22 protein-coding genes are annotated in these 21,988 nt (G+C 68.1%); 10 read left to right on the top strand and 12 right to left on the bottom strand.

Going from position 1 to position 21,988, the window contains the following annotated elements:
• Positions 1-176 precede the first annotated feature (176 nt).
• Positions 177-1,184 (top strand): Ldh family oxidoreductase, encoded by a 1,008-nt coding sequence (locus ACFZCE_RS22175; protein ID WP_390942678.1) that lies wholly within the window; start codon positions 177-179, stop codon positions 1,182-1,184.
• On the opposite strand, the gene ACFZCE_RS22170 is transcribed toward ACFZCE_RS22175, so the two are convergent.
• Complete coding sequence (locus ACFZCE_RS22170; protein ID WP_390942677.1) at positions 1,181-1,498, bottom strand: DUF883 family protein; 318 nt, start codon at positions 1,496-1,498, stop codon at positions 1,181-1,183. The genes ACFZCE_RS22175 and ACFZCE_RS22170 overlap by 4 nt on opposite strands.
• A 116-nt stretch (positions 1,499-1,614) precedes the next feature.
• Between ACFZCE_RS22170 and ACFZCE_RS22165 the strand changes: the two genes are divergently transcribed.
• Positions 1,615-1,869, top strand: coding sequence for a hypothetical protein (locus ACFZCE_RS22165; RefSeq protein ID WP_390942676.1), 255 nt, complete (start codon positions 1,615-1,617; stop codon positions 1,867-1,869).
• Here the strand turns inward: ACFZCE_RS22165 and ACFZCE_RS22160 are convergent, their stop codons facing one another.
• The gene (locus ACFZCE_RS22160; RefSeq protein ID WP_390942675.1) at positions 1,870-2,328 is read right to left on the bottom strand and encodes an LEA type 2 family protein; all 459 of its coding nucleotides are present in this window, start codon (positions 2,326-2,328) and stop codon (positions 1,870-1,872) included.
• A gap of 103 nt (positions 2,329-2,431) precedes the next feature.
• On the opposite strand from ACFZCE_RS22160, the gene ACFZCE_RS22155 reads away from it, so the two are divergent.
• On the top strand, positions 2,432-2,701 hold the full coding sequence (locus ACFZCE_RS22155) for a hypothetical protein (RefSeq protein WP_390942674.1): 270 nt from the start codon (positions 2,432-2,434) through the stop codon (positions 2,699-2,701).
• Here ACFZCE_RS22155 and ACFZCE_RS22150 read toward each other — a convergent pair.
• A complete protein-coding gene (locus tag ACFZCE_RS22150; protein ID WP_390942673.1) occupies positions 2,695-3,453 on the bottom strand; it encodes an SDR family oxidoreductase in 759 nt (252 codons plus the stop codon). The genes ACFZCE_RS22155 and ACFZCE_RS22150 overlap by 7 nt on opposite strands.
• Before the next feature lie 117 nt (positions 3,454-3,570).
• Here ACFZCE_RS22150 and ACFZCE_RS22145 point away from each other — a divergent pair, with 117 nt between their 5' ends.
• Positions 3,571-4,440, top strand: coding sequence for a LysR substrate-binding domain-containing protein (locus ACFZCE_RS22145; RefSeq protein ID WP_390942672.1), 870 nt, complete (start codon positions 3,571-3,573; stop codon positions 4,438-4,440).
• On the opposite strand, the gene ACFZCE_RS22140 is transcribed toward ACFZCE_RS22145, so the two are convergent.
• On the bottom strand, positions 4,437-5,237 hold the full coding sequence (locus ACFZCE_RS22140) for a winged helix-turn-helix domain-containing protein (RefSeq protein ID WP_390942671.1): 801 nt from the start codon (positions 5,235-5,237) through the stop codon (positions 4,437-4,439). The genes ACFZCE_RS22145 and ACFZCE_RS22140 overlap by 4 nt on opposite strands.
• A gap of 116 nt (positions 5,238-5,353) precedes the next feature.
• Positions 5,354-5,890, bottom strand: a complete 537-nt coding sequence (locus tag ACFZCE_RS22135) for a hotdog fold thioesterase (protein WP_390942670.1) — start codon at positions 5,888-5,890, stop codon at positions 5,354-5,356.
• Between the two features lie 128 nt (positions 5,891-6,018).
• Here ACFZCE_RS22135 and ACFZCE_RS22130 point away from each other — a divergent pair, with 128 nt between their 5' ends.
• The 3 genes from ACFZCE_RS22130 (at position 6,019) to ACFZCE_RS22120 (ending at position 8,951) form a co-directional block, all read left to right on the top strand.
• Complete coding sequence (locus tag ACFZCE_RS22130; RefSeq protein ID WP_390942669.1) at positions 6,019-7,323, top strand: MFS transporter; 1,305 nt, start codon at positions 6,019-6,021, stop codon at positions 7,321-7,323.
• Positions 7,320-8,180 (top strand): LysR substrate-binding domain-containing protein, encoded by an 861-nt coding sequence (locus tag ACFZCE_RS22125; RefSeq protein WP_390942668.1) that lies wholly within the window; start codon positions 7,320-7,322, stop codon positions 8,178-8,180. The genes ACFZCE_RS22130 and ACFZCE_RS22125 overlap by 4 nt, the downstream gene beginning before the upstream one ends.
• A gap of 66 nt (positions 8,181-8,246) precedes the next feature.
• Positions 8,247-8,951 (top strand): YebC/PmpR family DNA-binding transcriptional regulator, encoded by a 705-nt coding sequence (locus ACFZCE_RS22120; RefSeq protein WP_390942667.1) that lies wholly within the window; start codon positions 8,247-8,249, stop codon positions 8,949-8,951.
• Positions 8,952-9,017: 66 nt separating this feature from the next.
• Here ACFZCE_RS22120 and ACFZCE_RS22115 read toward each other — a convergent pair whose 3' ends face one another.
• Both ACFZCE_RS22115 and ACFZCE_RS22110 read right to left on the bottom strand, forming a co-directional pair.
• Entirely contained in the window at positions 9,018-9,857 is an 840-nt protein-coding gene (locus ACFZCE_RS22115; RefSeq protein WP_390942666.1) for a galactosyltransferase-related protein, read from the bottom strand.
• On the bottom strand, positions 9,854-10,510 hold the full coding sequence (locus ACFZCE_RS22110; RefSeq protein ID WP_390942665.1) for a glycosyltransferase: 657 nt from the start codon (positions 10,508-10,510) through the stop codon (positions 9,854-9,856). The genes ACFZCE_RS22115 and ACFZCE_RS22110 overlap by 4 nt, the downstream gene beginning before the upstream one ends.
• Before the next feature lie 186 nt (positions 10,511-10,696).
• On the opposite strand from ACFZCE_RS22110, the gene ACFZCE_RS22105 reads away from it, so the two are divergent.
• Both ACFZCE_RS22105 and ACFZCE_RS22100 read left to right on the top strand, forming a co-directional pair.
• On the top strand, positions 10,697-11,584 hold the full coding sequence (locus ACFZCE_RS22105) for an EamA family transporter (RefSeq protein WP_390942664.1): 888 nt from the start codon (positions 10,697-10,699) through the stop codon (positions 11,582-11,584).
• Between the two features lie 70 nt (positions 11,585-11,654).
• Positions 11,655-12,914, top strand: coding sequence for a 3-phosphoshikimate 1-carboxyvinyltransferase (locus ACFZCE_RS22100; protein ID WP_390942663.1), 1,260 nt, complete (start codon positions 11,655-11,657; stop codon positions 12,912-12,914).
• Positions 12,915-13,146: 232 nt separating this feature from the next.
• Here ACFZCE_RS22100 and ACFZCE_RS22095 read toward each other — a convergent pair whose 3' ends face one another.
• The 3 genes from ACFZCE_RS22095 to ACFZCE_RS22085 are packed head-to-tail and all read right to left on the bottom strand — an operon-like array spanning position 13,147 to position 16,992.
• Positions 13,147-15,354, bottom strand: a complete 2,208-nt coding sequence (locus ACFZCE_RS22095; RefSeq protein ID WP_390942662.1) for a molybdopterin cofactor-binding domain-containing protein — start codon at positions 15,352-15,354, stop codon at positions 13,147-13,149.
• Positions 15,355-15,368: 14 nt separating this feature from the next.
• Positions 15,369-16,352 carry an FAD binding domain-containing protein gene (locus ACFZCE_RS22090; protein ID WP_390942661.1) on the bottom strand — a complete coding sequence of 328 codons (984 nt, stop codon included), beginning with the start codon at positions 16,350-16,352 and terminating at the stop codon, positions 15,369-15,371.
• 13 nt (positions 16,353-16,365) lie between these two features.
• Positions 16,366-16,992 carry a 2Fe-2S iron-sulfur cluster-binding protein gene (locus ACFZCE_RS22085; RefSeq protein WP_390942660.1) on the bottom strand — a complete coding sequence of 209 codons (627 nt, stop codon included), beginning with the start codon at positions 16,990-16,992 and terminating at the stop codon, positions 16,366-16,368.
• Between the two features lie 190 nt (positions 16,993-17,182).
• On the opposite strand from ACFZCE_RS22085, the gene ligD reads away from it, so the two are divergent.
• The gene (ligD, locus tag ACFZCE_RS22080) at positions 17,183-19,723 is read left to right on the top strand and encodes a DNA ligase D (RefSeq protein ID WP_390942659.1); all 2,541 of its coding nucleotides are present in this window, start codon (positions 17,183-17,185) and stop codon (positions 19,721-19,723) included.
• Positions 19,724-19,988: 265 nt separating this feature from the next.
• On the opposite strand, the gene moaA is transcribed toward ligD, so the two are convergent.
• Entirely contained in the window at positions 19,989-20,987 is a 999-nt protein-coding gene (gene moaA, locus ACFZCE_RS22075) for a GTP 3',8-cyclase MoaA (protein ID WP_390942658.1), read from the bottom strand.
• Positions 20,988-21,788: a formate/nitrite family transporter gene (locus tag ACFZCE_RS22070; RefSeq protein ID WP_390942657.1), complete on the bottom strand. Its 801-nt coding sequence runs from the start codon at positions 21,786-21,788 to the stop codon at positions 20,988-20,990. It lies immediately after the preceding gene.
• Positions 21,789-21,988: the final 200 nt, after the last annotated feature.

Below are 21,988 nucleotides of genomic sequence, written 5' to 3'. Positions count from 1 at the left end.
TGAATTCGTGGGCCGCTGGCCGGCCTGCTCGCGGTGCGCTTACTAGATAGGACGTACGAGCCGGCAAAAACCTGAACTTTCATAGGTAAATTCTTTGTCATGCCGCCGCCGCGTTGACAGCCTGGCCTGTGCAATGGCCTAAATGAGCGCCTTCGCCCACCGTTCCGGAGTTGCCGATGCCCATTGCCTACACCGACCTGGTTGCCCTGTTGCAGGGGATTTTCGTCCGCCATGGGGTCACCCCGGAGGTGGCCAGCGTGCTGGCCACCAACTGCGCCACCGCCGAGCGGGACGGCGCCCACAGCCACGGGGTGTTTCGCATCAAGGGTTACCTGTCGAGCCTGGCCAGTGGCTGGGTCAGTGGCACCGCGGTGCCCGTGGTGGAGGATGTCGCCAGCGGCTACGTCGCCGCCGATGCCGCCGGTGGTTTTGCCCAGCCGGCGCTGCACGCGGCGCGCCCGCTGCTGGTGGCCAAGGCCCGCGCCGCCGGGATTGCCGTGCTGGCGATCCGTAACTCGCACCACTTCGCCGCGCTCTGGCCTGATGTCGAACCCTTCGCCGAAGAAGGCCTGGTGGCCCTGAGCGTGGTCAACAGCATGACCTGCGTGGTGCCCCATGGCGCCAGCAAGCCGGTGTTCGGCACTAACCCGGTGGCGTTCGCCGCGCCCTGTGCCGGCGGCGCGCCGATCGTGTTCGACCTGGCCACCAGCGCCCTGGCCCATGGCGACGTGCAGATCGCCGCCCGCGAAGGCCACAGCCTGCCGCCGGGCAGCGGCGTTGACCGCCATGGCCAGCCCACCTGCGACCCGGCGGCGGTGCTCGATGGCGGCGCGCTGCTGCCGTTTGGCGGGCACAAGGGCTCGGCGTTGTCGATGATGGTCGAGTTGTTGTCAGCGGCGCTGACCGGCGGGCATTTTTCGTTCGGCTTCGATTGGTCCCAGCACCCTGGGGCGCAAACGCCCTGGACCGGGCAGTTGATCATCGTCATCGACCCGGCCAAGGCGGCCGGTGTGCCGTTCGCCGAACGGGCGCAAACCCTGGTGGCGCACATGCGCGAAGCGGGGGTGGAGCGCATGCCCGGCGAGCGGCGCCAGCGCAATCGCGCGCGGGCCGCCGCCGAAGGCATCCCGCTCAAGGCCGAGGTGCTGGCGCAACTGCGGCAATGGGCGGGGCAGGCGGTTTAGCGTTTGCCCAGCAGTAGGCCGACCACCAGGCCCAGGCCGGCGGCGATGGCCACGGTCTGCAGCGGGTGGCTGCCGATGTAGTCCTGGGCCGCCTCCAGTGCCGGTTCCGCCTTGCTGCGGGCACCGTCCATGGATTCACGGGCCTTGCGCAGCTTCAGCGTGACCTGCTCGCGCAGGGTCTCGGCTTCATCGCCCACCAATGCAGCGCTGTCTTTGAGCAGTTTTTCCGATTCTTCGATCAGCGCGGTCAGCTCACTGAAAGCCTGATCCTTGATTTGGTCGTCGATCGAGGCCGCGGAAGGCTTGCGGGGCATGGGGTCACTCCTTGTTCAGATAAATGCCGGGTGGCATGGCCAATGGAGTCATGCCGGGCCGGAAAAGTTGCAGTTTTGGTTTACACTGCGCGGCGTCTTGATAGCAGGTGATCCCCATGAGTTTCAATCTGGCCAGTAAAACCTTTGAAGAACGCCAGGCCATCGAGGAAGAAAAGGCCCGGCACTTCGACAACTGGAAAGCCAACATCGGCAAGGCCAAGGGCGAGGCCGCCCGGCTGATCGGCGAGAAGCCGCGGCGCAAGGGCAAGTGGGCCGAGTGGGTGCGCGCCGAGTTGGAACAGATGGCCCCGCCAGAATTCGCCAACATGGTGCGCATCGAGGTGAACAAGCTGATGGCGGCCGCCAAGTAGTCAGTACGCCGCGCCCCAATTGGCGGTATCCAGGCTGCCGCGCTCCTCGAAGCGCGCCGCCGGCAGCGGCCCCCGGCCCAGTTTGCCGCGCAGCACATAGGGCACCCGCGCCGGCGCGCCATCGGCCAGGCCTACCGCCTGGCGCAACACCGAGAACGCCGACACGCTCACCGGTACGCTGATCAACGCCTCGCCGTAACGGCCCACGCTGCCTTGGGCGTCGCTCACTCCGGAGGCGAGCAGGTGGCCGTTCACTTCCAGGTTCAGGGCGATGCCGTTGTAGTCGATGCTCGTGTCATTCGGGTTTTGCACGCGCAGGCGCAGCGCCATGCGCACTTCGAGGTCCTGGCCGGGCAGGGGGTCGATGCCGGCCAGGGTCACGCTGACCGGGTCTGCCGGGCGAAACAGCGCGCAACTGGCCAGGCACAGGCTGGCGAGCAGTACCCAGAGGGTTTTCATGCACAGGCTCCAGGGGCTTGGGGTACTGCATCGGACCGGCGCCAGGGGGCGCCAGTTCGCCATCGTCTAGGCTGTAGGGTGAAGCCCTGTTCACGGAGCCACGATGCCTCGCCTGCGCTACCTGCCCGTACTGCTGTGGGTGTTGGCCACGCCGCTGTATGCCGCCGACGCCAACAACCCCTACAACAGCCCGATCCGCAACGCCAACCCGAACAGCCGCCAAGGCACCGCGCCGCCGCCGGGCGTGCCGCGCAGCGCGCTGCCGCCCACCCGCGCGCCGACCGTGGAAAACCGCGGCATCGGCAACGGCGAGAACATCCGCCGCGCCGCGCCCGCGCCCGTCACCCCCACGCCGCCGCCGAAGCGTCAGTGAGCGTAGGTGTGCATGCCGCCGTCTACGGCGATCACCTCGCCGGTGAGGTAGCGCGCCCGCGGTGAGGCCAGGAACGCCACCAGGTGGGCAACGTCTTCCGGCTCGCCAAAGTAGCCGATCGGCACATGCCGGGCGATAAACGCCGCGCGCGCCTCAGGGGTGGGGTGGAGTTTTTCGAGGATCTGCTCGGAGTTGATCCGCCCCGGGGCAATGGTGTTCACCGTGATGCCCTCGGCCGCCAACTGGCTGGCCAGGCCTTTGGCCCAGAACTGCACCGCCGCCTTGGCCGCCCCGGCGCCGTTCACCTCGCGCGGTTCCATGCTGCCGCTGAAGTTGATCACCCGGCCCCAGCGCCGCGCGCGCATGCCGCCCAGCACGGCCTGGGTCATGCGCCGGGTGGCGCTGAAGTTCAACAGCAGCGCCTCTTCCCAAGCCTCTTCGCTGGCATCGACCGGCATCGGCCGCGAGCCGCCGGCGGTGTTGACCAGAATGTCGACCTGGCCCAGTTGCTGCTCGGCCTGCTCCGCCAGGCGCAGGATCGCCTCGGCGCGGGTGAGGTCTGCCGGGATCACCAGCGGGCGTGGGTGGCCGGCGGCGGCGATGCCTTCGGCGAGGCGTTCGAGATGCTCGCCGCGGCGGGCGGTGATTGCCAGTTGCACGCCTTCGGCGGCCAGTGCCCGGGCGATCCCGGCACCGATGCCGGTGCTGGCGCCGGTGATCAATGCGCTGCGGCCTTTGAGTTGTAGGTCCATCGGAGGCTCCTGTTGGGTGGGGCGAACGGCCCTTGAACGTTGCCGAGCTAGCTTGATCCGCCATCAGCATGAGATAAAGACCAAATAACTGTGGGGATTAAGCAACAGGAGTGCGCAATGGACCTGCTCGAAAGCATGCGGGTATTTGTTCGCGTGGTCGACCACGGCAGCCTGGCCGCCGCGGCCCAGGCCCATGGTATTTCAGCGAGCATGGCCGGCAACCACCTGCGCGCGCTGGAGCAGCGCCTGGGCCTGCAATTGCTGGTGCGCACCACCCGGCGCCAACGCCTCACGGCCTTTGGCGAAGGCTATTACGCCCGTTGCCGCGACATCCTCGACCTGGTCGCCGACACCGAGCGCCAGGCCGAGAGCCAGCGCCTCGCGCCCGCTGGCCCGCTGCGGGTGGCGGCGCCGTTGTCGTTCGGTACCTACGCGCTGGCGCCGCTGCTCGGTGAGTACCTGGCCCATTACCCCCAGGTAAGCCTGGACCTGGTGCTCAGCGACCGCGTGCAGGACCTGGTCGAGGAGGGCATTGATGTGGCGGTGCGCATCGGCACCCTGGCGGACTCATCGCTGGTGGCCCGGCCACTGGCGCCTTACCAGATGTGGTGCTGCGCGGCGCCGGCGTACCTCAGCCGCCACGGCACGCCGCGGCGCCTGGCCGAGCTGGCGGGGCATGAATGCCTGGGCATGGACCCGCACGCCCTGGCGCACTGGGCCAAACAGTTCGGCGAGGCGCCGCCGATGGCCCGCGGGCGCTTGCAGATCAACAGCGGCCCGGCGCTGCGCGAGGCGGCGTTGCAGGGTTTGGGGATCATCCTGCAGCCGGCCTTTTTGCTGCGTGGGGACGTCGCCAGCGGGGCGCTGGCACGGCTGTTCGAAGGCCAGGAGCCGCAGCGGCCGCTGGGGGTGGTGTACCCCCAGGCGCGTTGGCGCTCGGTGGCGGTGCGCAGTGTGGTGGCGTTTTTGCTGGAGCGCTTCGGCTAAGCCGCGCACGCCGGCAGCCGCCAGCGCTCGAGGTCGCACGGCGCGGCGGCGTGCGCCGCGGCCAGGGCCACCACCGCCTCGCCCGCCAGGCCCAGCGGCTGGCGGCAGGTCACCAGCACCTTGAGCCGGCGCCCCCGGGCCGGCAAACCGGCGATCAGCGCCCGCAGCGGCTCGATGAACGCCTCGGGGCTGTCGAACACCAGCAGCGCCTGGCGCGCCGCCAGTTGGCTGACGTGGGCCGGGCAGGGGTGGTCTGGCCGGGCCAGGCGGTTGCAGGAGAAGAAACTCGCGAGGTCTTGGTATTGGCTGTGGCGGTCGGCCTCGATGAAGTACACGCCATCGGCGAAACGCTGGCTGTGGGCCTCGACCAGGCAGCGCGCCAGGCGGGTTTTGCCAGCGCCTTCCGGGCCGCACAGGGTGACCAGGTCGTGGCGGCCCAGATGGGCCAGCAGCCGGTCGGCGTCGGCGCAGGGTTCTTGGGCCGGCACCGGGCTGGCGGCCAGCACGTAGCCTTGGCGCGGCACCGTCACGATATAGCCATCGCTGCCAGGGTCCAGCGCCTTGAACAGCTTGCGCAGGGCCGCCACCTGGCTGCGCAGGTTGCATTCTTCGATGGCCAGGCGTGGCCAGGCGCGGGCGATCAAGTCGCGCTTGTCGACCATCCGCCCGGCCTGCTCGGCCAGGGTGATGAGGATCGCCAGCGCCCGGCTGCCGATGCTCACCGGCTGGCCGAGGTGGTGCAGTTCGTGGCGGGTGGGGTACAGGGTAAAAGGGCCGAAGCCCAGGCCGCTGTCCATGGGCGGTGCTCCAGAAACGAAAAAGGTTCGATACACGGCAAGGGCGTAAGCGTACGCCCCCGGCGGTTCCCTCGGTATGTGCGTTTCGGTTGTAGCTTTAGCAACCGTTGGTTGTTTTAGCTTGAACCCTTGGGCGTGAGGATCAGGCAGGTGGTGGTCCCGGTGGCGTACAGGCGGCCTTCGGCGTCGACGATACGGCCCTCGGCCAGCGCGGTGGAGCGGCCCACGTGCACCACGGTGCCGATCGCCCGCACCGGCCCTTTGGCGCTGGCCAGCCCGCGCACGTAGCTGACGCGTAGGTCTAGTGTGGTATAGCCCTGGCCCTGGGCCAGGTGGGTGTGAATGGCGCAGCCCATGCACGAGTCGAGCAGGGTCGCCGCGTAGCCGCCGTGGGTGCCGCCCATGGGGTTGTGGTGGCGCTCATCGGGCGTGCCCTGGAAGGTGAACTCGCCTTCGCCCCAACCGATGGGCACGAAGTCCATCAACACCCCGATCGGCGGGCAGGGCAACTCGCCGTCGGCGATCCCTTGAAAGAACTGCACGGGGCTCATCTGCAACGCGGCATCGGCCGGTACCACACCGGGCGCGCCCAGGCGCTGGCGGGCCTGGCGTTCGTCTTCGAGCCATTGGGCAAGGGTATCGGCAGCGGGCATCGGTGGTACTCCTGTGGTGTTGTTGGTACGTACGTGCATAATGCAGCGGCCCACGCCCGGCTGCCTAGCTTTGCTATGCTGGCGGGCCTTTCAAGTGGCGCCCCGAGGCGCCCGTGCGAGCCTAGCCTATGACTGCCAGTTCTTCCCGCCCGCTGACCTTGTCGCGGGCCGACCATAAAACCCTGGGCCTGGCCGCCCTGGGTGGCGCGCTGGAAATCTACGACTTCATCATCTTCGTGTTTTTCGCCGTCACCCTCAGCCAGCTGTTCTTCCCGCCGCACATGCCCGAATGGCTGCGGCTGCTGCAAAGCTTCGGGATTTTCGTCACCGGCTACCTGGCGCGGCCGCTGGGCGGGATTCTCATGGCGCACTTCGCCGACCGCCTTGGGCGCAAGAAGGTGTTCAGCCTGAGCATCCTGATGATGGCGCTGCCGTGCCTGCTGATCGGGGCGATGCCCACCTATGCCGAGATCGGCTACGCCGCACCGCTGGTGCTGCTGGGGTTGCGCATCCTGCAGGGCGCCGCGGTGGGGGGAGAGGTGCCGAGTGCCTGGGTGTTCGTGGCCGAGCACGTACCGGCCGAGCGCCGTGGCTATGCGCTGGGGTTTCTCCAGGCCGGGCTGACCTTTGGCTACCTGATCGGCGCGCTGGTGGCCGCGGCGGTGGCTCGCGCCTTCAGCCCCGAGCAGTTGCTCGAGTACGGCTGGCGCCTGCCGTTCCTGCTCGGCGGGGTGTTTGGCCTGTTCGGCGTGTGGCTGCGCCGGTACCTGGCCGAAACCCCGATTTTCGTCGCCCTGCGCCAACGCCGCGAGGCAGCCCCTGAGTTGCCTCTGGCCGAAGTGTTGCGCGCCCACCGCCCGGCGCTGCTGCCGGCGGCGTTGCTCACCTGCGTGCTGACCAGCGCCGTGGTGGTGCTGGTGGTGCTCACGCCCACCCTGATGCAACAGCGCTTTGGCTTGCCGGCCAGCCAGGCCTTCGCCCTGAGCAGTGTTGGCATCGTGTTCCTCAACCTGGGCTGTGTGCTGGCCGGCCTGCTGGTCGATCGCATCGGCGCCTGGCGCGCGCTGGGGCTGTACAGCCTGCTGCTGCCAGTGGGCATCGGCGTGCTCTATGCCAGCCTGATCAACGGCTGGGGCTGGCACGGGCTGGCGTACGCCGTGGCCGGGCTGTGCTGCGGCGTGGTCGGGGTGGTGCCGTCGTTGATGGTGTCGCTGTTCCCGGCGCGCATTCGGGTGTCGGGTATTTCCCTGACCTACAACCTTGCCTACGCCCTGTGGGCGAGCATCACCCCATTGGCGCTGCTCGCGCTGGTGCCCTGGAGCCCCTGGGTGTGCCTGCTGTACTGCCTGGCGATGGGCGCCGTGGGCCTGCTCTGCAGCCGCCGTTATGGCGCCGCGGCGGCGCGGCTGGCGGCGTGCGAGGGGCGCGGGTGAACCTGTTTCAACTTCGCGCGTTCGACGCGGTGGCCCGCGAGGGCAGCTTTACCCGCGCCGCCGAGCGCCTGTGCATCAGCCAGCCGGCGGTCACCGGCCACGTCAAGGCGCTAGAGGAGCACTACCAGGTGCTGTTGCTGCGCCGTGGCGCGCGCAAGGTCAGCCTCACCGCCGACGGCGAGCAATTGGCCGCCCTCACGGCGCGGCTGTTCGCCCTCGCCGGGCAGGCCGAAACCTGGCTGGAGTCACGCCGCCAGGTGCTCAGCGGCCAGTTGGCGATTGCCGCCGACAGCCCGCAGCAGGTGATGCCGCTGGTGGCGCGGCTGCGCGAGCACCACCCGGCGGTGGTGGTGCAATTGCGCCTGGGCAATGCCCGCGATGCTCTTGAGGCGTTGCTCAGCGAGCAGGTAGACGTGGCCGTGACCACCGCCGCCCAGGCCCGTAACGGCCTGCACCTGCAAGCCCTGGCGGTGTCGCGGCTGCTGCTGTTGCTGCCCCTCGGGCACCCCTGGGCTGGCCGCGCCTCGGTGCGCCTGGCCCAACTCGAAGGGCAGGGCATGGTGCTGCGCGAGGCCGGCTCGCTGACCCGCCTGACCTTCGAGCAGGCCTGCCAGCAGGCGGCGGTCAAACCGCTGGAATGGATGACCCTGGGCAGCCGCGAGGCGGTCGGCGAGGCAGTCGCCGCCGGGCTCGGGCTGGGCCTGGTGTTCTCCGGTGAAACCAGCCCGGACCCGCGCTTGTGCACGGTGCCGCTGGCCGGCGAGGGCCTGGAGCAAACCCATGTACTGGCCTGCCAGGCGCGCCAGCGCGACCACAAGCTGATCCGCACCCTGTTCGAGTTGGCCGGCGGGCGCTAGACTTTCGCCACCGCGCGGGCCACCTGGGCCGGCGCACGAGTTCAGTGACAGTAGAGAAAGAGAGTTATGGGCGCACAATGGAAAGCTAAACACAGAGAAGCCGCGGCCAACGCCAAGGGGCGTATTTTCGGCAAGCTGGCCAAGGAGCTGCAGATCGCCGCGCGCGGTGGCGCTGACCCAGACATGAACTCGCGCCTGCGCCTGGTGGTCGAGCAGGCCAAGAAGGCCTCGATGCCGCGCGACACCCTGGAGCGGGCGATCAAGAAGGGCGCGGGCCTTTCCGGTGAAGTGGTGCAGTTCACCCTGGTCAAGTACGAAGGCTTCGCCCCGCACCAGGTGCCGTTGATCGTCGAATGCCTGACCGACAACGTGAACCGCACCGTGGCGGAAATCCGCGTGCTGTTTCGCAAGGGCCAATTGGGCGCCGAAGGCTCGGTGTCGTGGGACTTCAACCACGTCGGCTTGATCGAAGCCACGCCGGATAACGCCGACGCCGACCCGGAACTGGCCGCCATCGAAGCCGGCGCCCAGGATTTCGAACCCGCCGAAGACGGCGCCACGCTGTTCATCACCGACACCACCGACGTTGACGCGGTGCAAAAGGCGCTGCCGGAGCAGGGCTTTACCGTGACCTCGGCGAAAATCGGCTACACCCCGAAAAACCCGGTCACCCTGGGCGATGCCGACAAGCTGGCCGAGGTCGAAGCCTTCCTCGACGCCATCGACGGCCACGACGATGTGCAGAACGTGTACGTAGGCTTGGCGGGCTGATCGCCAGGCTTCAGGGCCCTTCGCCCGGCACTCCGGCTGCGCCGGGCGAGAGGCCGGTAAACCCTGTCACCCCGGCCAACTCACCAACGCCCCTTCCACCTCCGCGGCACTTGGCGGCCGCAGCACCTCCAGCGTGCTGCTGCCCCATTCCACCAGCCCCAGGTTGGCGAACGCCCCGAGCCAGCCTTCCATCGGCCAACTGCCCCAGCGCGCGTAGAACAGCCGGGAATTGGCCACGATCGCCTCGAAGTGGTTCAAGGGCGGGTCGTAACTGGGATGAAACTGGTGCATCGCCACTGCCGCGCAATCGAGCAGCGGCACCTGCTGCTCGCGGGCGCGGAAGGAAAAGTCCGTGTCTTCGCCGCCATAGCCGAGGTAGGCCGGGTCGAACCCGCCGATGCGCGCCATCAGCGCGCCCATGCAGGCAAAATTCAGTGACCAGAACAACGGGTAAGGCACCGGCAGGCCGGGGCCCGGGCGGTGCACGGCGAGCGGATGCAGCGCCGCCACGCTGAGCAGCGCCTGGGGCGTCCACAGGCCGTTGGCGGCGCCTTCGGGCAAGTACATCACCTGGCCCAGGTGCAGCGCTTCGGGGTGTACCACCAAGGCATCGCGGTACTGGCCCATCAGGTGCGGGTCAGGGATGCAGTCCACGTCGAGGAATACCCAGGCGGCATGCGGGTCGATCAACAACGCCTGGTTGCGCGCCGCGGCCAGCGGCAAGGCACCGCCTTCGCCCTCGACCTGGCGGGTGTAGATGGGGAAGCGCGCACTGCTCCAGATCTTCGCCGGCTCGTTCATGTGCACCACCCACAGCGCCTCCGGGGCGAGCAGCGACTGCTCCAGGCCCTGGATCAGGTTCAGCAGTTGCGCCTGGCGGCCTTTGACCAGGGTGATCACGTTCACGCCGGTTCCCCCAGGGTTTGCAGGTAGCTGCCGAAGCCGCCCTGGGCGCGGAAGTCCAGCCGGGCACTGGTGCGCACCCGCACCGAGCGGCTCCAGGCGATGCGCGCGCCCACCGCTTCCAGCGCCCGCACCAGGTGCACGTCTTCGTGGCAGGCCAGTGCCGGGAAGCCGCCGGCCAGCAGGTAAGCGGCGCTGGTCACGCCGAGGTTGGCGCCGTGGATATGGCTGTGGCCGTCTTCGTCGCGGTAACTGGCCTCGTAGCGCGCGCGTACCTGCAGGTGGTGTGGGCTCCAGTCGTCGACTTCGACCACCCCGCACACCGCGTCGGCCTGGTGCGCCAGTTGCGCGGCCAGCCAGTCGACGGGCACCGTGCTGTCGGCGTCGGTGCAGGCCAGCCAGCGCGCGCCGGCCTCGATCAGCGCATGGGCCCCGGCGGCGCGGGCCACCCCCACGCTGCGCGCGTGCACCTCGAGGCACTGCACCGAGTAGTGCTGGCAGATGGCCGCCGAGCCGTCATCGCAGCTGTCCAGCACCACCATCACCCGCACCGTTTCAGCGGCCAGCAGCGGGTGTTCGGCGGCCGCCAATACGCTTTGCAGGCAGCGTTCCAGGCAACGTTCCTCGTTGTGGGCGGGTATCACGACACCGATCATGAGCGGTCCTCGCAGATGGAATAAGGTTATACGACGCATGGCGGTACGCGGTTACAACCCGTAACATTCACCCCTCGTGACCGGCCTGAAGAGTCGACAGGGCGCCCGCTACAGAGGTTTCGCCCACCCGACCAAACGCCGGCCTGGCTAATACAAGCGTTATACAAAGCGTGCGAAGGAGATTGCATGGCACCGCGGGACTTGCTGTTGGCGTTGGTGGTGATCGTGGCCTGGGGGCTGAATTTCGTGGTGATCAAAGTCGGCCTGGACGGCCTGCCGCCGATGTTGCTGGGGGCGCTGCGCTTTGCCCTGGTGGCCTTCCCCGCAGTGTTCTTCGTGCGCCGCCCGGCGCTGCCCTGGCGCTGGCTGATCGCCTACGGCGCGACCATCTCGCTGGGCCAGTTCGCCTTTCTGTTCGAGGCCATGGCCCACGGCATGCCGCCGGGGCTGGCCTCGCTGGTGCTGCAGTCGCAGGCGTTCTTCACCTTGTTCTTCGCCGCGGCGTTTCTCGGTGAGCGCCTGCGCCCGGCCAGCGTGCTGGGCTTGCTGATCGCCGCCGGCGGCCTGGCGCTGATCGGCCTGCAGCATGGTGACGGCCAGGGCGTGCCGCTGCTGGCCATTGTGCTCACCCTGTGCGGTGGCGCCTCGTGGGCGATGGGCAACGTGCTCACCCGGCGCTTTGGCAGCGTGAACCTGATGGGCCTGGTGATCTGGGGCGCGATCGTCCCGCCGCTGCCGTTCATGGCGTTGGCCTGGTACTTCGACGGCCCCGAGCGGATCGCCCAGGCGCTGTTGAACATCAGTGGGTCGTCGATCCTGGCGCTGGTGTACCTGGCGGTGGTGGCGAGCATGCTCGGCTATGGGCTGTGGAGCCGGCTGCTGTCGCGTTACCCGGCGGGCAAGGTGGCGCCGTTTTCGTTGCTGGTGCCGGTGGTTGGCCTGGCCAGTGCCGCGTTGCTGCTCGGCGAGCGTTTGGCGCCGCTGCAGTGGTGGGGCGGGCTGCTGGTGATGGTCGGCTTGCTGGTGAACGTGTTCGGCCCGCAATTGCTGCGCCGCTGGGCGCCGGCGGCCTGATACAGCGCCGGCCAAGTGTGGCATCATTAGCGCCTTTCGCCCGCAGCCTATGTTTTCTGGAGAACCGTTCATGAGCGCGCCCGCCACCGTCACCGTCGTTCCGCCTGCCCGGGCCTTGCAGGGCCGGGTGGCGCCACCGGGCTCGAAGTCGATCACCAACCGCGCGCTGTTGCTGGCCGCCCTGGCCAAGGGCACCAGCCGCCTCAGCGGCGCGCTGAAGAGCGACGACACCCGGCATATGTCCAACGCCTTGCGGCTGATGGGCGTCACGGTCGATGAGCCCGACGCCACCACCTTCGTGGTCACCAGCAGCGGCCGCCTGCAAGCGCCGGCCGAGCCGTTGTTTCTGGGTAACGCCGGCACCGCCGTGCGCTTTCTCACCGCGGCGGTGAGCACGGTGGCCGGCGAGGTGCTGCTCGACGGCGACCATTACATGCAAAAGCGCCCGATCGGCCCGCTGCTCGAGGCGCTGCGCGCCGGCGGCGTGCAGGTCAGCAGCGCCACCGGCTGCCCGCCGGTGCGGGTCAACGGCAGCGGCACCCTCACGGCGCGGCGCTTCGAGATCGACGGTGGGTTGTCCAGCCAGTATGTGAGCGCGCTGTTGATGCTCGCCGCCTGTGGCGATGCGCCGATCGACGTGGCCCTCACCGGCAAGGACATCGGCGCCCGGGGTTATGTCGACCTGACCCTGGCCGGCATGCGTGCCTTTGGCGCCCAGGTCGAGATGCTCGATGAGGTGACCTGGCGCGTGCAGCCCACCGGCTATGTAGCCACCGACTACCTGATCGAACCGGACGCCTCGGCCGCCACCTACCTGTGGGGCGCCGAAGTGCTCACCGGCGGCAGCATCGACCTGGGCGTGGCCAACGCGGCCTTCACCCAGCCCGACGCCCGCGCCCAGCAGTTCATCGCGCAATTCCCGCACATGCAGGGCGAGATTGACGGCTCGCAGATGCAAGACGCCATCCCCACCCTGGCGGTGGTCGCGGCCTTCAACCAAACCCCGGTGCGCTTCACCCAGCTGGCCAACCTGCGGGTGAAGGAGTGCGACCGGGTGCAGGCCTTGTACGACGGCCTCAACGCCATCCGCCCGGGGCTGGCCACGGTCGAGGGCGACGACTTGATCGTGCACGCCGCCCCGGCCCTGGCCGGAACCACCGCTTCGTGCAGCATCGACACCCATTCCGACCACCGCATGGCCATGTGCTTTGCCCTGGCCGGGCTGAAGGTGGCGGGCATCGCCATCCAGGACCCCGCCTGCGTGGGCAAGACCTACCCCGAGTACTGGAACATGCTCGGTGGGTTGGGCGTCGAGGTGGTTTACGGTTGAGCCTTAGGGCCCTTCGCCCGGCACTCCGGCTGTGCCGTAATGCTGTTCATTTAAGCAATTTCACGGCTTTACGGAAGAGATCAATCTGTGAGCTCTGCTGATTTTGTGCATGATCTGACTGGCCCATCGCCCGGCACAGCCGGCCTCCCACGGGGTCTGTGTTGCTCCTAAAATCAATGGGTTACACAAATCTGGTGGGAGGCCGGCTGTGCCGGGCGAAGGGCCCTTCAGGTCACGCCACCAACAAATCCTCGATCCGCACCGGCAGGTCACGCACCACCACCCCGGTTGCATGGCGCACCGCGTCGGTGATCGCCGCGGCGATCCCGGCCAGGCCGATTTCGCCGATACCGCGGGCGCCGAGCGGGTTGAGGGTCATGTCCGGGTAGTCGAGGAAGGTGATGTCGACCTCGGGCGCGTCGGCGTGGGTGGTCATGATGTAGTCGGCCAGGTTGCTGTTCAGCGGTGCCCCACTGCGCGGGTCGTACTCGGTGTCTTCGAACAGCGCCATGCCCACGCCCATGATGATCGCGCCTTCGATCTGGTTGCGCCCAGTCTGGGTGTTGATCACCTTGCCGGCGTCGATCACCGTGACCACCCGGCCCACTCGCAGGCGGGCGATTTCCGGTTGCCAGAGCACCTCGACAAAATGCGCGCCGTAGGAGTGCTGGGAGTATTCCTTCGCCGCTTCCGCGCTGCCGGCGCCTTCGCCGTCACCGCTGACGTGGTCCATCTGCGCGCTGGCCAGCAGCGTGGGCAGGTCGACCGCGCTGCCGGCCTGGCCCTTGAGCGCCACGCCGGCTTCGCCGAATTCCAAATCCTCGGGGGTGCGCCCGGCAAACGCCGGGTGGTGCTCGATGGCCGCCGCCAGCGCCTCGCTGATCGCCTGTTCAGTCGCCTGCTGCACCGCCGGCACCAGTGAGCCGGTGGCCATCGAGCCGCCCGACATCGGCCCCGGCGGCAGGCTGGAGTCGCCGAGGATCACGTCGATGCGCGCCAGCGGCAGGCCGGTCAACGCGGCGACCATCTGCGCCACCACGGTGTAGGTGCCGGTGCCGATGTCCTGGGTGCCGCACAGCACCCGCGCGCGGCCTTTGGCGGTGAGCTGCACGGTGGCCTTGGCCGGCAGCGCCTTGGCCATCCATGAGCAGGCGGCCATGCCCCAGCCGAGCACTTCGCCGGCTGCGTTTTTCATCGCGCCTGGCCGCGGGTCACGGCGGCTCCAGCCAAAGCGCTCGGCGCCCACCTGCAGGCACTCGGTCAGGTGCCGCGAGGAAAACGGCAGGTTCAGGCTTTGATCATGTTCGGGCTGGTTCATCAGCCGCAGTTGCAGCGGGTCGATGTTCAGCGCCAGCGCCAGCTCGTTCATCCCGGCTTCCAGCGCGTACAACCCCGGCACCGCCCCAGGGCCACGCATCGAGGTGGGTGGGGCGATGTCGCGGCGGGCGAACGACCAGGCCGCGCGCAGGTTATCGGTGCGGTACAAAAAGCCGGTGGCTTCGCCGCAGTTCTCTTTGTAGGTGTCGAGCCGGGCGTTGTGGAACAGGTAGTCATGGCCCACGCACTGCAACTGGCCGTCGGCACTGGCGCCCAGGCGGATGCGTTGCTGGGTGTTGGTGCGGTGGCCAACGCTCTGGAACATCATCCGCCGGTCGACCACCAGCTTGATCGGTGCATTGAGCTCGCGCGCGGTGGCGGCGGCGAGGGTGGCGTGGGTCCAGGGCCAGAGCTTGCCGCCAAACCCCGAGCCGAGGTACTCGGTGATCACCCGCACCTGCTGCGGCTGCACACCGAGCATCTGCGCCATGACCATCTGGTGGTTCATGATCGCCTGGCTGGTTTCGAACAGGGTGAACTGCCGGCCGTCCCACAGGGCCACGCTGGCGTGCAGTTCGATCGGGTTATGGGTTTGCACCGGGGTGGTGTAGGTGTGGTCGACCTTCACCGGGGCTTGGGCGAAGGCGGCCTCTACATCGCCACGTTCGGTGTCGACGGAGGTTTTTTCTTCCGCGCTCAGGCCCATGCGCACGTTCGGCGTTTCGCTGTGGTAGGTGGCCTTGACCGCGGCGGCGGCGGCCACCGCCTGCTCATAGGTATGGGCGACCACCAGGGCGATGTATTGCCCGTAATAACTCACGTTGTTGTCTGCCAACGGTGGGCGGGCTTCGTCGGTCTTGCCCTTGCTGGCCTGCTTGCGGAACAGCTTGCCGCTGAAGTTGCCGGGGTGGAACACCTGCACCACGCCGGGCATGTTCAGCGCAGCGGTGGTATCGAGGCCGGTCACCTGGCCGCGGGCGATGGTGGCGGTCACCGGCACCGCATAGAGCAGCCCGGGGAAGTGATGGTCCGAGCTGTACAGCGCGCGCCCGCTGACTTTTTTCGGGCCTTCTACGCGCGGCACGCCTTGGCCGATCACGGTCACGCTGGTGGCTTGAGCCATGGGGGTTCTCCTGTTCAGGCCAGGGCGGCCACGGTGGCCAATTGGTGGGCGACGCAGCGCTTGGCCAGTTCGATCTTGAAGCCGTTTTCACTTTGCGCCTTCGCCCCGCGCACGGCGGCTTCGGCGGCGGCCTGCCAGGTGGCGGGCGAGGCCGGCGCGCCCACCAGCGCCTGCTCGGCGGCCGGCGAGCGCCAGGGCACGGTACCCACGCCGCCCAGGGCCACGCGCGCCTGCTCGACGCGCCCGTTCCTGACCCGCAGCAGCACTGCCGCTGAGGCCAGGGCAAATTCATAAGAGGCGCGGTCGCGCAGCTTCAGGTAGCCGGAGTGGGCATCGGCGACAGGCGCCGGCAGTTCCACATGGGTAATCAGCTCGCCCGGCTTGAGCACCGTTTCTACCTGGGGCGTGCTGCCCGGCAGCAGGAAGAACTCATGGATCGGCACCACCCGCGCGCCGCTGGCGCCCTGGATGTGCACCTGGGCTTCCAGGGCCATCAAAGCCACGTTCATGTCTGACGGGTTGGTGGCGATGCACTGCTCGCTGGCGCCAAACACCGCCAGGGTGCGGTTGGCGCCGCCGATGGCCGCGCAACCGCTGCCCGGCTCGCGCTTGTTGCACGGGCTGAGGTTGTCGCGAAAGTACATGCAGCGGGTGCGCTGCAGCAGGTTGCCGCCGGTGGTGGCCATGTTGCGCAGCTGGCCCGAGGCGCCGGCCAGCAGCGCTTGGCTGAGCACCGGGTAGTGCTGCTTCACGCTCAGGTGCCAGGCCAGGTCGCTGTTGCGCACCAGGGCGCCGATCTTCAGGCCGCCGCTGGGGGTGGTGTCGACCTGCGCCAAGGGCAGGCGGTTGATGTCGATCACCTGGCTGGGGTGTTCCACGCCCAGCTTCATCAGGTCGGTCAGGGTGGTACCGCCGGCGATGAAGCGCGTGCTGGCCGCGCCGCCGAGCTTCACGGCCTGGGCCACGTCGGCGGCGCGGTTGAAGGCAAAGGGTTGCATGGCAGTGCTCCGTTCAGGCCTGGGCGGTTTTGATCGCCGCGAGGATGTGCGAGTAGGCGCCGCAGCGGCAGATGTTGCCGCTCATGGCCTCTTTGATTTCGCCATCGCTGCGGCCATGGGGCTCGTTGGCCAGGGCCACCGCCGACATGATCTGCCCGCTGGTGCAATAACCGCACTGGTAGGCATCGTGCTCGACGAACGCCGCCTGCATCGGGTGCAGTTGCTCGGGGCTGCCGAGGCCTTCGACGGTGGTGATGGCGTCACCCTCGTGCATCAGCGCCAGGCTCAGGCAGGCGTTCACCCGGCGGCCATTCACGTGCACCGTGCAGGCGCCGCACTGGCCGTGGTCGCAGCCTTTTTTCGTGCCGGTCAGTTGCAGCCGCTCGCGCAGGGCGTCGAGCAGGGTGGTGCGCGGGTCGACATTCAAGGTTTGCTGCTGGCCGTTGACGGTGAAGGTCAGCGCTTGCGCGCCGGGCTCTTGGTAGGCCGGCGCCTGGCCGGGTGCCGGGGCGGCTTGGGCGAGGCCGTTGCCGAGCGCCGCGGCGGTGCCGCTGATGCCGATGGCTTGCAGCACCGAGCGGCGCGAAACGGGCAACAACGGGGGCTGTGCCGGGTCGAAATCTGGCTTGCGGGTGGGCATTGGAGGCACTCCAAGCAGGCATGCGGTTAAGCGCCGTGCCTCTGGCGGGCACTGGCGGGGTCTTGGTTTTGGGCCAGCGCTGGCGGCGGTTCGTTCCATCGGCGTGCCCGGCCACCTGTCGGCGCCGCTGCGGAACTTGAAGCGCGGCGGGCCATTCAACCCTGTATCGGTTGAACACGAGGCCCCGGCCATGACTGACGCGCTACAGGATTACCAACGCAAGCGCCGCTTCGAGCACACCCCCGAACCCCGCGGCGGGCGGCAGCGCAAGGGCGCCGGCCAGGCGTTGCAGTTCTGCATTCAGAAGCACGACGCCAGCCACCTGCATTACGACTTTCGCCTTGAGCTGGATGGCACCCTGAAGAGCTGGGCGGTGCCCAAGGGCCCCTCGCTGGACCCAGCAGACAAACGCCTGGCCATTCACGTAGAAGACCACCCGCTGGACTACGCCAGCTTCGAAGGGCACATCCCCGAAGGCCATTACGGCGCCGGCGAAGTGATCGTCTGGGACCGTGGCATCTGGGAGCCCGAGGGCGAGCCCCATGAGGCCTACGCCAAGGGCAAGCTGAAGTTTCGCCTGCAAGGCGAGAAGCTGGCCGGCAGCTGGAACCTGGTGAAAACCCGCATGGCCGGCAAAAAGGAGCAATGGTTCCTGATCAAAAGCCACGACGACCAAGCCCGCCCCCACGCTGAATACGACATCCTCACCGAGCGCCCCGACAGCGTGCTCAGTGAGCGCCGCCTGCTGCCCAAGGCCCGCGCGGGTAAAAAGCCCGTGGCCAAGCCTGCAGCCAAAGCCCCGGCCAAGCCGCGCAAGGCCAAGGCCAGCACCGCGCTGGAAGGCGCCCGCGAGGCCGCCTTGCCGGCCAGCCTCAAGCCGCAACTGGCCACTCTGGTCGGCAGCCCACCCCGTGGTGATTGGCGCTATGAGATCAAATTCGACGGCTACCGCATTCTGGCCCGCCTCGAGGGCGGCAAGGCGCGCCTGTTCACCCGCAACGGCCACGACTGGACCGCGCGCCTGCCGGAACAGGCCAAGGCCGTGGAGGCCCTGGGCCTGGCCAGCGCCTGGCTCGATGGCGAGGTGATCGTCGCCAACCCAGACGGCCTGCCAGACTTCCAGGCCTTGCAGAACGCCTTCGACGCCGAGCGCAGTGGCGACATCCTCTACTACCTGTTCGACGCGCCGCACCTGAACGGCCAGGACCTGACCGGCGTACCGCTGGAACAACGCCGCGCGGCCCTTGCCGCCGTGCTCAAGGGCCATGCCAGCCCATGGCTGCGCTACAGCGAAGACTTTGCCGAAGACGCCGAGCAGTTGCTCGGCAGCGCCTGCCAGATGCGCATGGAAGGGCTGATCGGCAAGCGCGCCGGCAGCCTGTACCACGGCAATCGCAGCCAGGACTGGATCAAGCTCAAATGCCAACACCGGCAGGAATTCGTGGTGCTCGGCTACACCGACCCCAAGGGCAGCCGCAGCGGCTTTGGCGCGCTGCTGCTGGGCCTGCACGATGCCGGCAGCGGCGCGTTGCGCTACGCCGGCAAGGTCGGCACGGGGTTCTCCGAGCAAACCCTGGGGCGTATTCTCAAGCAGCTTGAGCCGCTGCGGCGCAAAACCCGCCCGGCCCTGGCCAACCCCCCGCGCGGCGCCGAAGCGCGCGGGGTGCACTGGCTTACCCCGCACCTGCTGGCGGAGGTGGCCTACGCTGAAATGACCCGCGAAGGCGCGGTGCGCCACGCAGTGTTCCATGGCCTGCGGGAAGACAAACCGGCCAAGGCGATCCACGCCGAAACCCCGCGCCAGGCTGCGCCACGCGCACCCAGCCAAGCCGCCGGCGCCAGCGCGCCGGAACAGCTGCGCATCACTCACCCCGAGCGCGTGATCGACGCCAGCAGCGGCACCACCAAACTGGCCCTGGCGCAGTACTACATCCAGGTGGCGCCGTGGCTGCTGCCGCACCTGGCCAAGCGCCCGGTGGCGTTGGTACGGGCACCGGAAGGCATCGGCGGCGAGCTGTTCTTCCAGAAAAACCCCGAACACCTGCACATCCCCGGCCTCAAGGCACTGGGCACAGCGTTCTCCCGCCAGCCAACGATGGTGGTCGGCACGCCGCAGGCGCTGATCGGCGCGGTGCAGATGGGCACTGTGGAATTTCACAGCTGGAACGCCAGCGGCCGCGATGGCCGCCACCCCGACCGCTTCGTGCTCGACCTCGACCCGGACCCGGCGCTGCCCTGGAAGGCCATGGCCGAGGCCACCGAACTGGTGCTGGTGGCGCTGGACCAACTGGGGCTCAAAAGCTTTCTGAAAACCAGCGGTGGCAAGGGCATGCACATCGTCGTGCCGCTGCGGCGCAAGGATGACTGGGCCAGCGTCAAGGCCTTCACCCAGGCCCTGGTACAACACATGGCCGCGCTGATGCCCGAACGCTTCACCGCCACCTCGGGGCCGAAGCACCGCGTGGGCAAGATCTTCATCGACTACCTGCGCAACGGCGAAGGCGCCACCACCGCCTGCGCCTACGGCGCCCGCGCGCGGGAGGGGTTACCGGTGTCGGTGCCGGTCAGGCGCGAGGAAGTGCCTGGCCTCAAGCGCGCGACGCGTTGGCACGTGGGCAACATCGGCGAGCGCTTGGCCGAGGTGGAAAAGGATGACCCTTGGGCGGGGTACGGCAAGGTGCGGCAGGTGATTACCCAGAAGATGAGAAAGGCGCTAGGGGGCGGGCACTGAGTGGCCAGGCCGGGCCATCGCCCGGCACAGCCGGAGTGCTGTTCACTTAAGCAATTTCACGGCTTTAAGGAAAGGATCAATCTGTGAGCTCAGTTGATTCTGTGCATGAGCTTCAGGGCCCTTCGCCCGGCACAGCCGGCCTCCCACCAGTTTTATGTAAGTACCTGATTTACTAGGCAACACAGACCCCGTGGGAGGCCGGCTGTGCCGGGCGAAGGGCCCTGAAGCTCATGCGCTCAATAAAACCACTTGAAGAGACCCGCCACTACCCCCCCGTCATATTCATGAACCGCACCACCTGCACCTCATCATCCAGGCGGAAATCATGCCGCCACGGCTTCAGCCCCATGGCCGCGACAATGGCTTTTTCGAGCTTCTCTGGCTGCCCCGGGTTCGCCCGCAGCACGGCTTTCAAGTCTGCCGAATGCTCGTTGCCCAGGCACAGCAACAAGCGCCCTTCGACGGTGAGCCGCACGCGGTTGCAGGTGGCGCAGAAGTTGTGGCTGTGGGGTGAGATGAAGCCCACGCGGATGTTCGGCGCCTCGGCCAGCCGCCAGTAGCGCGACGGGCCCTGGGTGCTGGCAGTGGAAGGCAGCAGGGTAAAACGCTCGGCGAGGCGCTCGCGCACTTGTTCGCTGGAGAAGAACGCTTCGGCGCGGCTGTGTTCGGTGATGGTGCCCAGGGGCATTTCTTCGATAAAGCTGATGTCGAGCTCGCGGTCGATGGCGAATTGCACCAGGTCGATCACTTCGTCGTCGTTGCGGCCCTTCATGACCACGCAGTTGAGCTTGGTGTGGGTGAAGCCGGCGGCGCGGGCGGCGTCGATGCCTGCGATGACCGTGGCCAGCTCGCCGGTGCGGGTGAGTTCGCGAAAACGTTCGGGCCTGAGGCTGTCGAGGCTGATGTTCAGGCGGTTCAAGCCGGCGTCGAACAGCGGCGCGGCGAGGCGGCCCAGTTGCGAGCCGTTGCTGGTCATGCACAGCTCTTGCAGGCCGGGCAGGGCGGCGATGTTGCGGCACAGCTCGACCACGCCCTTGCGCACCAGCGGCTCGCCGCCGGTGAGGCGGATCTTGCGGGTGCCGAGGGCGACGAAGGCGCGCGCGACGCTGTGGATTTCCTCAAGGGTGAGCACGCGCTGGCGCGGCAGGAACTGCATGGTTTCGGCCATGCAGTACACGCAGCGGAAATCACAGCGGTCGGTGACCGAAATCCGCAGGTAGTCTACCGTGCGGGCGAAACTGTCGGTCAGCGTGGGCAAGGGCATTCAGGCCTCGCTAGGTTGGGTGGCGGCCGCAACGGGTTGCGGCGCGGTATAGGCAACAGAGTACGCCAGGCCAACAAAAACGGCACCTCCCAAAGCGTTACCGAGGTAAACCGGCACCAGGTTGGCCAGGCAGCTGGCCCAGTCCAGCGCGCCGGCGAAGATCGCCGCCGGGAGGATGAACATGTTCGCCACCACGTGCTGGAAACCAATCGCCACGAAGGCCATCACCGGGAACCACATGCCGAGGATCTTGCCGGGCACGTCCTTGCTGGCATAGGCCAGCCACACCGCCAGGCACACCAGCCAATTGCAGCCGATGCCGGAAATGAACGCCTGCAGCCAGCCGGCGCTGGCCTTGGCCTGGGCGATGGCCACGGTCTTGGCCAGGTACGGCCCCTCGGTCAGCCCCAGCAGGTGGCCGAAGCACCAGGCCACGAACACGGCGCCGAGCAGGTTGGCGGCGCTCACCCAGGCCCAGTTGCGCAGCAATGCCAGCACGCCGATGCGGCGGGCGAACAGCGCCATGGGCAGGGTCATCATGTTGCCGGTGAGCAGTTCGCCGCCGGCCAGCACCACCAGGATCAACCCCAACGGGAACACCGCGGCGCCGAGCAGGTTGCCCAGCGATGCCCAGGCCGGCGGGATCATCGTGCTGACGTGAATATCGAGCAAAAAGCCCAGGGCGATGAACGCGCCGGCCAGGAACCCCAGCGTGAGCAGGGTGCGGGCGGGCAAGCGGGCTTTGGCCACCCCGGTGTCGATGGCGAGGGCGGCGATGTGTACAGGGGTGTTGAGGGACATGAAATTCTCGAAGGCTGGCTAATCAGAGCAATGCAGGCCCTGGGGGTTCCGGGCGAGCGTCCTGCTGTGGCCTGCGACAATCCGCGTCCTTGACTGCATGCCAAGGTAATGGAGGGTAGTGATAGCGTCTAATCGCTTGTTCCGATGGGCTGATCGAAGCCATCTATGGGCCATTGCCCGCGCAGACAAACGCCGGCCCC

Origin of the sequence: Pseudomonas sp. NPDC007930, assembly GCF_042958985.1 — a bacterium.
Classification (GTDB): domain Bacteria; phylum Pseudomonadota; class Gammaproteobacteria; order Pseudomonadales; family Pseudomonadaceae; genus Aquipseudomonas.
Note: the sequence above shows the minus strand (reverse complement) of the source record. Positions and strands in the feature narration are given on the sequence as shown.